The organism is Mycobacterium sp. PO1, from assembly GCF_017312405.1.
Taxonomy (GTDB): domain Bacteria; phylum Actinomycetota; class Actinomycetes; order Mycobacteriales; family Mycobacteriaceae; genus Mycobacterium.
In genome coordinates, this window is sequence record NZ_BLTG01000028.1 from 25,793 (window position 1) to 39,639 (window position 13,847).

General features: G+C 70.1%; 13 protein-coding genes and 2 riboswitches. Of the genes, 6 read left to right on the forward strand and 7 right to left on the reverse strand.

What is annotated here, in order from left to right:
• The 4 genes from J3476_RS12600 to mshA form a co-directional block, all read right to left on the reverse strand.
• On the reverse strand, positions 1 to 1,224 hold the full coding sequence (locus tag J3476_RS12600) for a cell wall metabolism sensor histidine kinase WalK (RefSeq protein WP_207066809.1): 1,224 nt from the start codon (positions 1,222 to 1,224) through the stop codon (positions 1 to 3).
• A 137-nt stretch (positions 1,225 to 1,361) separates the two neighbouring features.
• On the reverse strand, positions 1,362 to 2,111 hold the full coding sequence (locus tag J3476_RS12605) for a phosphoglyceromutase (protein ID WP_207066810.1): 750 nt from the start codon (positions 2,109 to 2,111) through the stop codon (positions 1,362 to 1,364).
• 25 nt (positions 2,112 to 2,136) lie between these two features.
• The gene (locus J3476_RS12610; protein WP_207066811.1) at positions 2,137 to 2,667 is read right to left on the reverse strand and encodes a YbjN domain-containing protein; all 531 of its coding nucleotides are present in this window, start codon (positions 2,665 to 2,667) and stop codon (positions 2,137 to 2,139) included.
• A complete protein-coding gene (mshA, locus tag J3476_RS12615) occupies positions 2,664 to 3,992 on the reverse strand; it encodes a D-inositol-3-phosphate glycosyltransferase (RefSeq protein WP_207066812.1) in 1,329 nt (442 codons plus the stop codon). Before mshA ends, J3476_RS12610 begins: the two co-directional genes overlap by 4 nt.
• A 108-nt stretch (positions 3,993 to 4,100) precedes the next feature.
• Between mshA and J3476_RS12620 the strand changes: the two genes are divergently transcribed.
• Positions 4,101 to 4,856, forward strand: coding sequence for an SDR family oxidoreductase (locus tag J3476_RS12620; RefSeq protein ID WP_207066813.1), 756 nt, complete (start codon positions 4,101 to 4,103; stop codon positions 4,854 to 4,856).
• 147 nt (positions 4,857 to 5,003) lie between these two features.
• On the forward strand, positions 5,004 to 6,017 hold the full coding sequence (locus J3476_RS12625; RefSeq protein ID WP_207066814.1) for a glycerophosphodiester phosphodiesterase family protein: 1,014 nt from the start codon (positions 5,004 to 5,006) through the stop codon (positions 6,015 to 6,017).
• Positions 6,018 to 6,095: 78 nt separating this feature from the next.
• Here the strand turns inward: J3476_RS12625 and J3476_RS12630 are convergent, their stop codons facing one another.
• Together J3476_RS12630 and J3476_RS12635 are read right to left on the reverse strand one after the other, a co-directional pair.
• Positions 6,096 to 7,388, reverse strand: a complete 1,293-nt coding sequence (locus tag J3476_RS12630) for an Ig-like domain-containing protein (protein WP_207066815.1) — start codon at positions 7,386 to 7,388, stop codon at positions 6,096 to 6,098.
• 15 nt (positions 7,389 to 7,403) lie between these two features.
• Positions 7,404 to 8,453 carry a UDP-N-acetylmuramate dehydrogenase gene (locus J3476_RS12635; protein WP_207066816.1) on the reverse strand — a complete coding sequence of 350 codons (1,050 nt, stop codon included), beginning with the start codon at positions 8,451 to 8,453 and terminating at the stop codon, positions 7,404 to 7,406.
• A 26-nt stretch (positions 8,454 to 8,479) separates the two neighbouring features.
• Between J3476_RS12635 and J3476_RS12640 the strand changes: the two genes are divergently transcribed.
• Together J3476_RS12640 and J3476_RS12645 are read left to right on the forward strand one after the other, a co-directional pair.
• Positions 8,480 to 8,989: a DUF2505 domain-containing protein gene (locus J3476_RS12640; RefSeq protein WP_207066817.1), complete on the forward strand. Its 510-nt coding sequence runs from the start codon at positions 8,480 to 8,482 to the stop codon at positions 8,987 to 8,989.
• 22 nt (positions 8,990 to 9,011) lie between these two features.
• Positions 9,012 to 9,812 carry a class I SAM-dependent methyltransferase gene (locus J3476_RS12645; protein ID WP_207066818.1) on the forward strand — a complete coding sequence of 267 codons (801 nt, stop codon included), beginning with the start codon at positions 9,012 to 9,014 and terminating at the stop codon, positions 9,810 to 9,812.
• Between the two features lie 12 nt (positions 9,813 to 9,824).
• Here J3476_RS12645 and J3476_RS12650 read toward each other — a convergent pair whose 3' ends face one another.
• Entirely contained in the window at positions 9,825 to 11,420 is a 1,596-nt protein-coding gene (locus J3476_RS12650) for a sodium:solute symporter family protein (protein WP_207066819.1), read from the reverse strand.
• Between the two features lie 29 nt (positions 11,421 to 11,449).
• Positions 11,450 to 11,558: riboswitch (guanidine-I (ykkC/yxkD leader) on the reverse strand.
• A gap of 119 nt (positions 11,559 to 11,677) precedes the next feature.
• A riboswitch (guanidine-III (ykkC-III) riboswitch) is annotated at positions 11,678 to 11,746 on the forward strand.
• 11 nt (positions 11,747 to 11,757) lie between these two features.
• On the opposite strand from J3476_RS12650, the gene J3476_RS12655 reads away from it, so the two are divergent.
• Positions 11,758 to 12,906, forward strand: coding sequence for an agmatinase family protein (locus J3476_RS12655; protein ID WP_207066820.1), 1,149 nt, complete (start codon positions 11,758 to 11,760; stop codon positions 12,904 to 12,906).
• Positions 12,907 to 12,919: 13 nt separating this feature from the next.
• Positions 12,920 to 13,756: a carbon-nitrogen hydrolase family protein gene (locus J3476_RS12660; protein WP_207066821.1), complete on the forward strand. Its 837-nt coding sequence runs from the start codon at positions 12,920 to 12,922 to the stop codon at positions 13,754 to 13,756.
• Positions 13,757 to 13,847 lie beyond the last annotated feature (91 nt).

Genomic DNA, 13,847 nt, shown 5'->3' on the forward strand with positions numbered 1-13,847 from the left:
CTAGTCCTCTCGTTCGTTGTCCATGTCCGGGATGTCGTGGATCTCGGCGTCGTCATCGTCAGCGGGATCTGCGTGGCGCAGATAGGCCGGGATCGACAACGTGAACGTCGACCCCGTTCCCGGCTGACTCCACAGCCGGATCGAGCCGTTGTGATTGGCGGCGACGTGCTTGACGATCGCCAGTCCCAGGCCGGTGCCGCCGGTGGCCCGGGATCGCGCCTTGTCGACGCGGAAGAACCGTTCGAACACCCGCTCCTGATCCGCGGGCGCGATGCCGATGCCGCGGTCGGTGACGGCGATCTCGATGTTGTCGCCGCGCCGACGCCGGCTGATCGACACCGACGACCCGTGCGGCGAGTACGCGATCGCGTTCGACACCAGGTTCGCGATCGCGGTCACCAGCAGTGTCTGGTCGCCCAGCACGCGGAATCCGGTCGGCGCATCGGTGGTGATCGAGATGTCGGCGTTGTCGGCGGCGACCTTGTACCGCGACAGGGCCTCGGCGACGACGGTGTCCACGTCGACGGCCTCCATGTCGGGCAGCCGTTCGGCGCCCTGCAGGCGGGACAGTTCGATGAGTTCGCCGACCATGTTGGCCAGGCGGGTGGACTCGGTCACCATCTTCTCGGCGAAGTGACGGACCGTGTCCTCGTCGTCGGCCGAGGACAGGATCGCCTCGGCGAGTACCCCCATCGCCCCGACCGGGGTCTTCAGCTCATGGCTGACGTTGGCGACGAAGTCCCTACGGGTCGCCTCCATCCGGGCGTGCTCGGACTGGTCGTCGACGTAGACGACGGCGAACCGCCGGTCTTCCTCGGTGAGCAGGCGGACGTGGCCGCGCACCGAGAGGCCCGCGCGGGCGTGGCGGCTGCTGCGTCGGCCCGCGGAGATCGAGAACTCGCTGTCCTCGCCGGTGGCCAGGGTGCGCTGGGCGGCCGCCCACGCGCGGTCGTGCAGCAACCGTTCGCGCACCAGACCGAGTTCGGTCGCGCGTTCGTTGGTGTAGACGACGTCACGGTAGGTGTCGACGACCACGATCCCGACGGGGGACTGAGCCACCACGTGCACGAGCATCTGCGACACCGTGATGCCGGACTCCTCGGCGAAACGCCTCTGCCGCTGATCGCGAAGGCGGGGTCCCACCCACGCCCCGACCGCGACACCGATCGCCAACGCGAGCAGTGCCACGATCGCTGCCAGCAGCAGCGCCGATACGACGCTCACGCGACGAGCGTACAAACTCGGTGAACGTCATCCCAGCAGCGTGCGGCCAATTCGGGACAAGTCACAGATGCAAAGACGGATGTTTCGACCGGCGTTCTCCAGTGTTCACCCATCGTTCGCCGAACGGGTGCGCGTCGCTACTTGGCACCCTGCGCGGCGACGGCCGCCGCACCGGCGGCAGCGGCTTCGGGATCGAGATAGGTGCCGCCGGCCACGGTCGGCTTCAGATCCCCGTCCAGGTCGTAGCGCAGCGGGATGCCGGTGGGAATGTTGAGCCCGACCACCTCCTCGTCGGACATCCCGTCGAGGTGCTTGACCAGGGCCCGCAGGGAGTTGCCGTGCGCGGCGATGATCACGGTCTTGCCAGCCCTCAGGTCGGGGACGATGACCTCGGTGAAGTACGGGACGAACCGCTCCACCACGTCCTTGAGGCACTCGGTCAGCGGGCCACCGCCGATGTCGGCGTACCGCGGGTCGCTGTCCTGGCTGAACTCGCTGCCCGCCTCGATCTGCGGCGGCGGCGTGTCGTAGCTGCGCCGCCACGCCATGAACTGCTCCTCGCCGTACTTGGCCTTGGTGTCGGCCTTGTTGAGGCCCTGCAGCGCGCCGTAGTGCCGTTCGTTGAGCCGCCAGTCGCGGTGCACCGGGATCCAGTGTCGGTCCGCCTTGTCCAGCGCGATGTTGGCCGTGGTGATCGCGCGGCGCAGCAACGAGGTGTACAGCACGTCGGGTTGCCGGTCGAGGTCCTTGATCAGCTCTCCCGCACGAGCCGCCTCGGTGCGCCCCTTGTCGGTCAGGTCGACGTCGACCCAGCCGGTGAACAGGTTCAGCGCGTTCCACTCGCTCTCGCCGTGACGGAGCAGGATCAGCGTCGCGGTATCTGCCATGCCGGAAATCCTCTCACGCGTGAGCTCAGTCGTCGTCCTGATCGTCGATGAGATGCTCGAACGCGCGCAGGTTCTTCAGCGATTCACCGCGGGAGACGCGCCACTCCCACTCCTTCTGGATCGACGTGCGAAAACCCAACTCCAGCAACGTATTGAAGTCGCCGTCGACGGCTTCGAGCACCTGTCCGAGCACCCGGTCGATCTCGGCGCCGGTGACCGAGGCCAGCGCCATCCGGCCCACCAGGTAGATGTCTCCGACGTTGTCGAGGGTGTAGGCGACACCGTAGAGCCGGCGGTTGCGCTTGAGCAGGAAGCGGTAGACGCCCTCGTGGTTCTCGTCGGGCTTGCGGCACACGAACGCCTCGACGCGTACCGAGTGCTCGCCGACGGTCAGGATCGTGTTGGTCTTGAGGCGGCGCTCGCCCGGCAGTTCGACGATCAGCCCGGGCAGTCCGCCGTGGGCCCCCTCGTGGCGGGTGTAGACGAGGTCGTGCTCGTTGAGCGTCTTCTCGATCAGGGCGGCGACTTCGCCGGGATCGATGCCCTCGCTGCTCATGCGCGCACCCCCCGACGCCTCGAGAAGCGGCGTCCGCTGCGCGGCCCGGGCAGCTGGCGCTGATGCCGCGCCTGATGGTCGATCATGGCCCGGCCATAGCTGTCGATCAGGCCGTCGACGGTGTGCGCCCAGGAAAACGTGGCGGCGTGCTCGACGGCCGCCGAACCCATCGACGCCGGCCCGCGGGCGAACACCTCACCCAGCGTCCGGGCCCAGTCGTCGATGTCGTGTCCCTGCACGAGTGAGCCGCTGACACCGTCGCGGACCGCCACCGGCAGCCCGCCGACCGCGGCGGCGACCACCGGGGTGCCGCACGCCTGCGCTTCGACCGCGACCAGCCCGAACGACTCGGAGTAACTGGGCACGGCCACGATGTCGGCGGCCCGGTACACCCGGACCAGGTCGGCGCGCGACTGGGGCGGAAGAAACGTCACACGGTCAGCGATACCCAGCTCGTCGGCCAGGTGAACCATCAGGTCCGGGGCGGCCAGCCCGGACCCCGAGGGCCCGCCGGCGATGACGACGTGCACGCCGGGCAGCCGCGCCGCCGCCCGCAGCAGCACGTCCGGGGCCTTCAGCGGCTGGATGCGGCCGACGAACGCCACGGTGGGGACGTCAGGCGCCAGGCCCAGCGCCGCACGGGCCTGCCGCCGGTCACCCGGGGTGAAGGTCTGCAGATCGACACCGGGGTGCACCACGTCGATGCGGTCGGGGTCGGCGTCGTGCAGCGACACCAACTGCTGGGCCTCGTGCTCGGTGTTGACGACCAGGCGGTCGGCCTCGTCGACGACCTGTTGCTCACCGACCGCCCGCATCGGCGGTTCCGGGGAGTCCCCCTCGGCCAGCGCGGCGTTCTTGACCGCGGCCAGCGTGTGGGCGGTGTGCACCAGAGGTACCGCCCACCGGTCGGCGGCCAGCCAGCCGACCTGTCCGGACAGCCAGTAGTGGGAGTGCACGACGTCGTAGTAGCCGGGTTCGTGGGTCGCCTCGGCGCGCAGCACCCCGGCGGTGAACGCACACAGCTGCGTGGGGAGGTCGTTCTTGTCCAGGCCCTCGAACGGCCCGGCGACGACGTTGCGCACCAGCACCCCCGGAGCGACACGGACCACCGGGTCGTCGCTCGAGGAGGTGGCGCGGGTGAAGATCTCCACGTCGACGCCGCGGCGCGCGAGCTCCAGCGCGGTCTGCAGGACGTAGACGTTCATCCCGCCGGCGTCGCCGGTGCCCGGCTGCGCGAGCGGGGAGGTGTGCACGGACAGCACCGCCACCCGGCGGGGAGCCGGCAGAGCGGACGGCGCACCGGTGGGTTCGGAGGCGGGACACACACTGTCATGTCTACACCGCTGACCCGGGGTGACCCCTTGCACTCCCGGTTGGCCGCCGACCGTCGGTGCGCCCCGGTGGCGGCCGTCGCGGGGTCTAAGGTGTCGGGTATGACCACGCCATCGGATTCCCGCCGCGTCGCGGTGGTCACCGGAGCCAGCGCCGGCATCGGTGAGGCGACGGCGAGAACACTTGCGGCACAAGGTTTTCACGTGGTGTGTGTGGCTCGCCGGGAAGGGCCGATCACGGCGCTGGCAGCAGAGCTGGACGGCACCGCGATCATGGCCGACGTGACCGACCCCGAAGCCGTGGCCGCCATGGCGGGTCGGCTGGACCGGGTGGACGTGCTCGTCAACAATGCCGGTGGTGCGCGTGGGCTCGAACCGGTCGCCGACGCCGACGTCGAACACTGGCGCTGGATGTGGGAATCCAACGTGATGGGCACACTGCACGTCACCAAGGCCCTGCTGCCCAAGTTGATCGCCTCCGGAGACGGGCTGATCGTGACCGTGACCTCGATCGCGGCCGTGGAGATCTACGACAACGGGGCGGGCTACACGACCGCCAAGCACGCCCAGGGGGTGTTGCACCGCACGCTGCGCAGCGAGCTGCTGGGCCAGCCGGTGCGGCTCACCGAGGTGGCCCCCGGCATGGTGCAGACCGAGTTCTCGCTGAACCGCTTCGAAGGGGACGCCGAGCGGGCCGAGAAGGTCTACCAAGGGGTCACGCCGCTGGTGGCCGAGGACATCGCCGAGGTGATCGGGTTCGTCGCCTCCCGGCCCGCGCACGTCGACCTGGATCTGATCGTGGTCCGGCCGCGGGACCAGGTCAGCGGCGCCGCGGGATCCCGCTTCAACCGCACCTGACCGGACGTCGAGACCGCACCTGTCCTGACGTTGAGACTGCATCCAGTGCGGGTGCCACTCGCACTTTCCCGACGCCAGCGCAGTCTCAACGCCTCGTGGTCGTCTGGTCGTCGCGTGGCGTTCGCCGCGGATGGCTATCGTGCCGGCATGCGCCGGGCCACCAGCTTGCTCACCTCGTCCCTCGTCGCCGGCGCGGTGCTCGCCGCTCCGCCCGCCGCGGCCGACCCCGGAGCCTTCGACCTGCAGTCGCACCGCGGGGGCCGTGGGGAAACCACCGAGGAATCACTGCGGGCGTTCGCGAAGTCGCTCGAACTGGGCGTCAGCACGCTCGAGCTGGACATCGTGCTCACCCGCGACAACCAGCCGCTGGTCTGGCACGACCCCCGCATCGAGGCGGCCAAGTGCGCCGACACCGCGCCCGCCACACCGGGCGACCCGCAGTTCCCCTATGTCGGCAAGCTCGTGCACGACCTGACGCTGCCCCAGATCCGCACCCTGGACTGCGGCAAGCTGCTGCCCGACCACCCGGACGCGGAGGTGGTGGCGGGCAACACCATCGCCACGCTGCCCGAGGTGTTCGCGCTCGCCGACGAGTACCGGGCGGGCGTGCGCTACAACATCGAGACCAAGATCGAGGCGGACAACCCGGCCATGTCGGCCAGTCCGGAGCAGTTCGTCGACGTCATCCTGGCGACCACCCGGGCTGCCGGCAAACTCGACAAGATCGACATCCAGAGCTTCGACTGGCGCACGCTGCCGCTGGTCGCCGCGCAGGCACCCGGCGTCCCGCGCGTCGCGCTGTGGGACGACACCACCTGGGTGCCGGGTTCGCCATGGCTGGCCGGGGTGGATCCGGCCGACGTGGCCGATCCGATCGCCGGGGCACAACAGGTCGGGGCCACTGTCTTGTCGCCGGGCTATTCGGTGCCCTACGGCCTGACCCCTGACGACCCGGACTTCCGGCTGGTCGCCGACGCCGATTTCGTCGCCCGCGCTCACGGCGCCGGCATGACGGTGGTGCCGTGGACGATCAACGACGCCGGCGCGATGCGTGCCCAGATCGCCGCGGGCGCCGACGGCATCATCACCGACTACCCGACCCGACTGCGCGCGGTGATGGCTGATCTCGGGATGCCGCTGCCGCCGTCCTACCACCGCTGACAACCCGTTCAGACTGCAGCCAGCGCGGGGTCTACTCGAACTTCGTCGCCGTCAGCGCAGTCTGAACGCACAAACGCCCTACCGGCCGGGGCGGCTGTCCACCGGCTGCGGGGCACCCGACGGGGTGGCGGGTGCGGTGTCGGGGATCTCGCTGGCCCGCTCGTCGGTCAGCGCGGACATCGCGACCCACTCCTCCCACGGCACCGACCAGTCCCAGATGTCTCCGTCGGCGTAGGACAGCGGGATGCGGGTGCCGGTGACCTCGACCGGGTCGCCGTACATGGCGGTGTTGAAGTACTGCTCGGCGTCCTCGAGGGACAGGTTGATGCACCCGTTGGTGACGTTGCTGTTGCCCTGCGATCCGAGGCTGGCCGGGTTGGCGTGGATGAACTCCCCGTTGTTGGAGATCCGGACCGCGAAGCGCTCCCGCACGTTGGCGTAACCGGCGGCCGGGTTGGTCATGTAGAAGTCTTCGTACTTCTCGGTGACGACGTGGATGCCGCTGCGGGTGACGTTGCGGTCCAGATCCCCTTCGCCGTAGCTGCACGGGAAGTCCATGAGCACCGCGCCCGCCCCGTCGAGCACCTGGATGCGGTGGGTGGAGGCCTCGGCCCGGACCACCTGGCGACGGCCGACGGTGAAGTCCAGCGTCGAGTCGGCCGCTCCGTAGGCGCCGGCACCGAACGGCACGCCGTACAGCTTGGCGTCGACGTGCACGGTGGTGTCCGCCGGGAAGTAGTCGCGGGTGCGCCAGTGCACGCGTGAGCCGCCGACCTCGTCGGGCAGCCACGCCCAGCTGCCCTCGACCGGCGGTGTCGTGGTCACACTCAGCGCCTTCTCGACCGCGGGACGGTCCTCGTCGGCGATCGCGGCATCGAACTGCAGGATGATGGGCGCGGCGACGCCGACGGTCTGCCCGTCGGCCAGCTGGAACTGGCCGTTGACCTGGGTGTCCGGGTTGATCGTGGTGAACGATCCGGTGACCGGCACGGACTTGCCGTCCTGGCCGACCACCGTGCCGCCCCAGGTGTAGGACGCGCCGTACCCGAGGGGTTCGGTGACGGTGAACGACGTGCGGTCCCGATTGAGCTCCCCGGCGACGAGCTTGCCGTCGGTGTTGGTCAAGCTCACCTTCTGGAACCAGCCGTCGGTGACGTCGACGCCGACGGGGGCGGTGGGCGAGACGTCGACAGCTGCATGGGCCGGCTGGTACTTCAATTGCGGCTTCGCCGGCTCGTCACGCTCCTCGGGCGACGCGCTCTCACCCGATCGGCTGCATGCCGCCAGCACACCGGGCGCGACGACACCGACCGCCAACGCGGCCAGGGCGCGCCGACGGTTCAGGTACGGCACCGGATCTGCAGGGCTCACGTGTTCCCAGAGTACCTAGATCGCGCACCCCACCAGTACCGGCTCGGGTGTGAGTTCGATCCCGAACACCGCCCGCACCCCGTCGCGAACGGTCCTGGCCAGCGCGAGGATGTCCGAGGTGGTGGCGCCGCCGCGGTTGGTCAACGCCAGGGCGTGCTTGGTGGACAACCGCGCAGCGGCACTCGGCCCGGGAAACCCCTTGCCGAAGCCGGCGTTCTCGACCAGCCAGCCGGCGGCCAGCTTCACCGCGCCGTCGGCGGGATAGTTCGGGACGGGACCGGTCACGGTCGCACTGAGCCGCTCGAACTCGGCACGCGTGACGACAGGGTTGGTGAAGAACGACCCGACGCTCCAGGTGTCGTGGTCGGGCTCGTCGAGCACCATGCCCTTGCGGCCACGCAGGGCCAGCACCGCGGCCCGCACAGCCGCCGGGTCGGCCCGTTCGCCGGCGGTGACGCCCAGCGCGGTGGCCAGCTCACCGTAGCGGATCGGCGCGCTGCGGCCGTCCGGGTCGAGCGCGAACTCCACCTCGAGCACCACCAGGTCGCCCGTTTTCTTGAGAATGCTTGTGCGGTAACCGAATCCGAGCTCGCCCGGGCCTGCCCACCGGTCTTCGCCGGTGTGCCGGTCCAGGAGCCTGACCCGGCGGATGGTGTCGGCGACCTCGGCGCCGTAGGCGCCCACGTTCTGCACGGGAGTCGCGCCGGTCGAGCCGGGAATGCCGGACAGACACTCCAGCCCGCCGAGCCCGTGCCGCAGGGACGTCGCGACGACGTCGTCCCAGACCGCACCGGCCTCGGCGCGCAGCACGGCGCCGTCGACGGTGATGCCGGTGTTGGCGAGCCGTACGACGGTCAGATCCGGCTGGTCGTCGGCCAGCACGACGTTCGACCCTCCGGCGAGGATCAGCGCATCCGGTCCGGTGGCCGCGACCGCGGCGATCACCTGCTCGGTGCTCGTGCAGGTGAGCAACCGGCGGGCCACGGGCCCGACCCGCAGCGTGGTCAGCGGTGCCACCGGGACGTTCTCGGCGACCGCCACGCCCGCGATAGACGAAGTGACCACGGGCGGTAACGGTAGCGTGGTTTGCCATGCCGCGTTCATTCGACATGGCCGCCGAGTACGAGGGCACCGTCGAACAGGTCCATCGGGCGTTCAGCGACGAGCAGTACTGGCTGGTGCGGCTGCAGGATTCCGGCGCCGACGAGGCCAGCCTGGACGAGATGGTCGTCGGCACCGACGGCGGTATCCGGGTGCGCACCACACAGACGCTGCGGTCGGATCGGCTGCCTGCGGTGGTCACCCAGTTCCATCGCGGTGACCTCAGCTTCGTCCGCGAGGAGAGCTGGACGCCGGTGCGCGGCGGTCAGGCCAGCGCCGTGGTGACCGGCTCGATCCCCGGGGCGCCGGTGGGCCTGACCGGTGACCTGTCGCTGAGCCCGACGACGGCGCACGGCTCGCGGTTGGCGGTGCAGGCGGCCGTCGAGGTCCGCATTCCGCTCGTGGGCGGCAAGATCGAAGGCTTCATCGGCAACCAGCTCGTGGAGTTGCTGATCGCCGAGCAGCGGTTCACCACGGTGTGGATCACCGAGAACGGCTGAGTCGGTCCATAGAATCGCCCCTATGCCGCAGCCGCTCGGCGCCATCACGCGAGGCACCACCGGGCACAACAGGTTGCGTCGCAGCGACCGCTGGCTGGTGCACGATCCGCGGGTCCGCCATGTGCTGCAGACCGCCGCCGACCCGTTGGTCGTCGACCTCGGATACGGGGCGCTGCCGGTGACCACGCTGGAGCTGGCGAACCGGCTGCGCGAGGTGCGCACCGACGTCCGCGTGGTCGGCCTCGAGATCGACCCCGAGCGGGTCCGCACCGGTCAGGCCGCCGTCCGGGGAGATACGTCGCCGGGGGTCGAATTCGCCCTCGGCGGCTTCGAACTGGCCGGCCGGCGTCCGGTGCTGGTGCGTGCGTTCAACGTGCTGCGGCAGTATCCGGTGGAGGCGGTGCCCGGCGCGTGGGCCGCGATGCAGCGCGGGGTGGCGCCGGGCGGACTGATCCTCGACGGCACCTGCGACGAACTCGGGCGGCGCTGCTGCTGGATCCTGCTGGACGTCGCGGCCCCGCTGAGCCTGACGCTGGCGTGCGATCCGTTCGCCATCGACACCCCCTCGGATCTGGCCGAGCGGCTGCCCAAGGTGCTGATCCACCGCAACGTGGCCGGCGAGCCGATCCACACGCTGCTGTCCGCCGCCGATCACGCGTGGGCCAGAGTCGCCGGACACGGCGTCTTCGGCCCCCGCGCGCGGTGGCGCGCGATGGTGGAAATGCTTGCCGCCGAGGGCTTTCCGGTGTCGGCGCCGAGGCGGAGTCTGCGCGACGGCATCCTCACGGTGCCGTGGGCGGCCGTCGCGCCCGTCGCCGGCTAGGTCGGCGGCTGCTTACGTCGGTGCGCCTTCCGGGTCGGCGGCGCCGGCAAGACTGCCCGCGGCGGGCGTCAGCGCCGGGGCGGGGGCGGGTTTCGCCGCCCGCAATGCGGCGGCGTCCCCGGCGTCAGCCCTGGCCAGTGCCTCGTCGAGGTCGTCGGCCAGCTGGATGTCCAGGGCCCGCAATGTCGCCGGCCGGGTAACCAATGCCACCGCGACGTATGCCACCAACGAGGCCAGAACCGCGATGAATGTCGGGTAGCCGTCGAACGTGGCGTCGAACATCCCGTTGGGCAAGTACAGAATCGTGTTGTCCACGCCGTAAATGGTCGGCGTCATCGCGAACAGGGCCATCCGAACCACGAACCCGACGGCGATCGCCGTCACCGCCGCTGCGGCAGTTCCCCGCCGCCAGTACATCCCGAGCACGAACGGCACGATCAGACACGCCAGCAGCAGATCGAACGCCAGCGTCAGCAGAATCCCGGTCTGCGGCACCTCCAGCGCGAACACGATCGACACCGCGGCCACCGGCAGCATCGCCCACCGAGTGGCCTTCAGCAGCGGGTCCTGTTTGCCCTCGATGTGCACCCGCCGGACGTTGCCCACGTTGCGCACCGCCACCGCCGCGGTGCCGAGGATGGCCCCGTTGGCGGTGCTCATCGACGCCCCGACGATGCCGGCGAGCACCAAGACCGTCAGCCCGAGCGGGGCGAAGTCGTTGAGCAGCACGAACAGCACCGGACCGTCGCTGCCCTCGGGCACGATCGCGGTCGAGGCCAGCGCCACCAGCGCGAACGGGATACCGATGGCGGCCGCACCGGCCGCACCGACGAAGCAGGCGCGACGGGCCACCTCCGGCGAGCGGGCCGAGAAGATGCGCTGCATGAAGTCGATCGCGACGATGTCGCCGATGCCCAGCGCGATCAGCGTCGCCCAGTTGATCGCGGCGCCCTGCGCGGGATCGGAGAGCTGGCCGAAGTCGAACGGCCCCATGCCTTCCGGGATCGTCAACCCGTAGGCGACGGTCACCCAGATCAGCGTCGCGACCGCCGCCACCAGGATCAGGCTCATCTGCACGATCGCGGTGTAGGCGTCGGCCAGCATGCCGCCGGCACCGGTGTACAGCAGCACGATCCCGGCGATCAGCACCACGCCCACCCAGTACGGGAAACCGACGAAGTACTCGAAGAGAAATCCGCCGGCCACCAGATTGCCGGCCACCAGGATCGCGAACGCGATCATCATCAGGATCGAGGCCATGATCTCGACCGGCCGCCCGAAGCGCAGCCGGTAGTAGTCCGGCAGCGTGGTCAGCCCCATCCGGTTCATCGGCTTGGCGAAGAAGATGCCGGTGATCAGCAGGCACAGACCCAGCCCGAGCGGCAGCGCCGCACCGGCCCAGAACCCGAACGCCGAACTCAGGTCCGTGTTGCCGAGGGTCGCGTTGGTGTCGACGGCCTGCCCCATCAGGGCGGCGCCGACCAGCGGCAGCGCGAGGTTGCGCCCGCCGACGAGGAAGTTGGTGCTGTCCCCGCCGACCCGGCGGGCGACCGCCAGTCCGATCAGGGTGACGACGACGATGCTGGCGCCTACGCCGAGAAGAATCATGCTTGCGGAGCCTCCTGTGAAACGCTGGAGTCTCCCGGGCTTTTGTCCCGCCGTGGAACGACCGGCTCCGGTGCCCGCCGCCTGCGTCTCTCGGACCAGACCCGGCCGGCGGCCGGCGGAACCCTAGACGCGCCCCACATTCGTCAGGTGGGTCCCGTTCAGACAAACCCCGCCCCATTACGCGTAGTCGCCTGCGCTGTTAACGATGTGTTTCCGTTTCCGCTGGACAGCGCTTCGCAACCGTGCTGACAATGGCCGCAGGAGTCGGGCGACCCGGTTCCCCGGACGAGGTGCGTCGTACCCGGTCAGCGACAAGACGGCGCGTGAGGAGCACACCGTGTCCGACTCCCCCGACCCGAATCTGCCCAACGCTGAGGGCGCCTGGGCCCAGCAGGCCGAAGCCAGGCTCGGTGACCGCCGGCTGCGCGAGGAGATCGACCGCGGCTTGAGCTACGGGCTGGAAGCCGCACCCACCATCAATGACCGCACCATCTCCACGTTCGTCCGCGGCGAGAAGCCACACTTCGCCGGTGAGCGCGGCACATTCCTCAAATGTCCGTTCGTCGAGGACGTCAACGAGGTCGACGACGCCGAGGTGGCGATCTTCGGGGTGCCGCTCGACGCAGGCGCCACCTACCGGCCCGGCACCCGCTTCGGCCCCCAGGGCATCCGTCGCTCGACGAACCTGTTCGGCACGTACAACTACGAGTCCGGCGTGGATCTGCGCGAGCAGCTCAACATGGTCGACATCGGCGACGTGTTCACCATCCCCGGCAACCTGGAGAAGTCGTTCGACCAGATCAGCCAGGCGATGGCCCACGTGGTGCAGAAGGGCGTGATGCCCGTCGTCCTCGGTGGGGACCACTCGATCGGGTTCCCGACCATCCGCGGCATGGCGCCCTACCTGGACGGCAACATCGGGATCATCCACTTCGACCGCCACGTCGACACCCAGGAGACCGACCTCGACGAGCGGATGCACACCACCCCGTGGTTCCACGCCACCAACATCAAGAACGCCCCGGCGACCAACCTGGTGCAGATCGGCATCGGCGGCTGGCAGAGCCCGCGCGAGGGCGTCAAGGTGGGCCGGGAACGCCAGTCGACGGTGATCACCGTCGGCGACGTGGAACGGGTCGGCGTAGAAAAAATTGCGGAAATCGCCCTCGAGACCGCCTGGAAGGACGCCAAGGCGGTCTACCTGTCCTTCGACATCGACGTCATCGACGCGGGCTTCGTCCCCGGCACCGGCTGGCCCGAGCCGGGCGGACTGCTGCCCCGCGAGGCGCTGAACCTGGTCAAGATGGTCTCCGAGCCGGGGCTGGCGGGCATCGAGGTCGTCGAATGCTCCCCGCCCTACGACTGGGCCGAGCAGACCGCGCTGATGAGTTCCCGGGTGATCCTCGACAGCCTGGCCGCGCAGGTGCGTACCGGCAAGCTCGGCAACAAGGCCGCGGCGCGCAACCGGCCGGCCTGGGGGCCGTAATTACGCTGGGTGCATGCGTATCGCCCTGGCCCAGATCCTCAGTGGCACCGACCCGGCGGCCAACCTCGAGTTGGTCGACCGCCACACCCGGGAGGCCGCCGAGGCCGGTGCGTCGCTGGTGCTGTTCCCCGAGGCGACGATGTGTCGCTTCGGGGTTCCACTGGCGCCGGTCGCCGAACCGTTGGACGGCCGGTGGGCCGACGGCGTGCGGGCGATCGCCGAGCGGTCCGGGGTGACGGTGGTGGCGGGTATGTTCCGGCCCGCAGACGGGGACGCCGACCACCGGGTGACCAACACGCTGCTGGCCGCCGGCCGCGGCGTCGACACGCACTACGACAAGATCCACCTGTACGACGCGTTCGGTTTCAGCGAATCGAAGACCGTCGCCCCGGGCCGCGAACCCGTCGTCATCACCGTCGACGGCGACGCGGGTCCGGTGACCGTCGGGCTGACGCTGTGTTACGACATCCGCTTCCCCGAGCTCTACATCGCGCTGGCCGACCTCGGCGCCGAGGTGATCACCGCGCACGCCTCGTGGGGCGCCGGTCCGGGCAAGCTCGACCAGTGGAACCTGCTGGCCAGGGCCCGCGCGATCGACACCTCCAGCGTCGTCGCCGCCGTCGGCCAGGCCTACCCGGGCGACGAGATCGCCGCGGCCGGGCCGACCGGGGTGGGCGGCAGCCTGGTGGCCTCCGCGCTCGGCGAGGTCCTCGTCTCCGCCGGGCCGGACCCGCAGCTGCTGATCCACGACGTGGACCTCGAGGCAGCCCGCAAAGCACGCACCACGGTCGCGGTCATGTCCAACCGCTCAGATTTCACTCATCCGGGTAAGGCACAATCGCTCAGGTGACCGATCCCTGGGCTCCCCCGCCCCAGCAGCCCGGCCCGCCGCAGCAGCCGGCTGCGGCGGGCCGGGCTGCTGGGGCGGGGGAGCCCAGGGA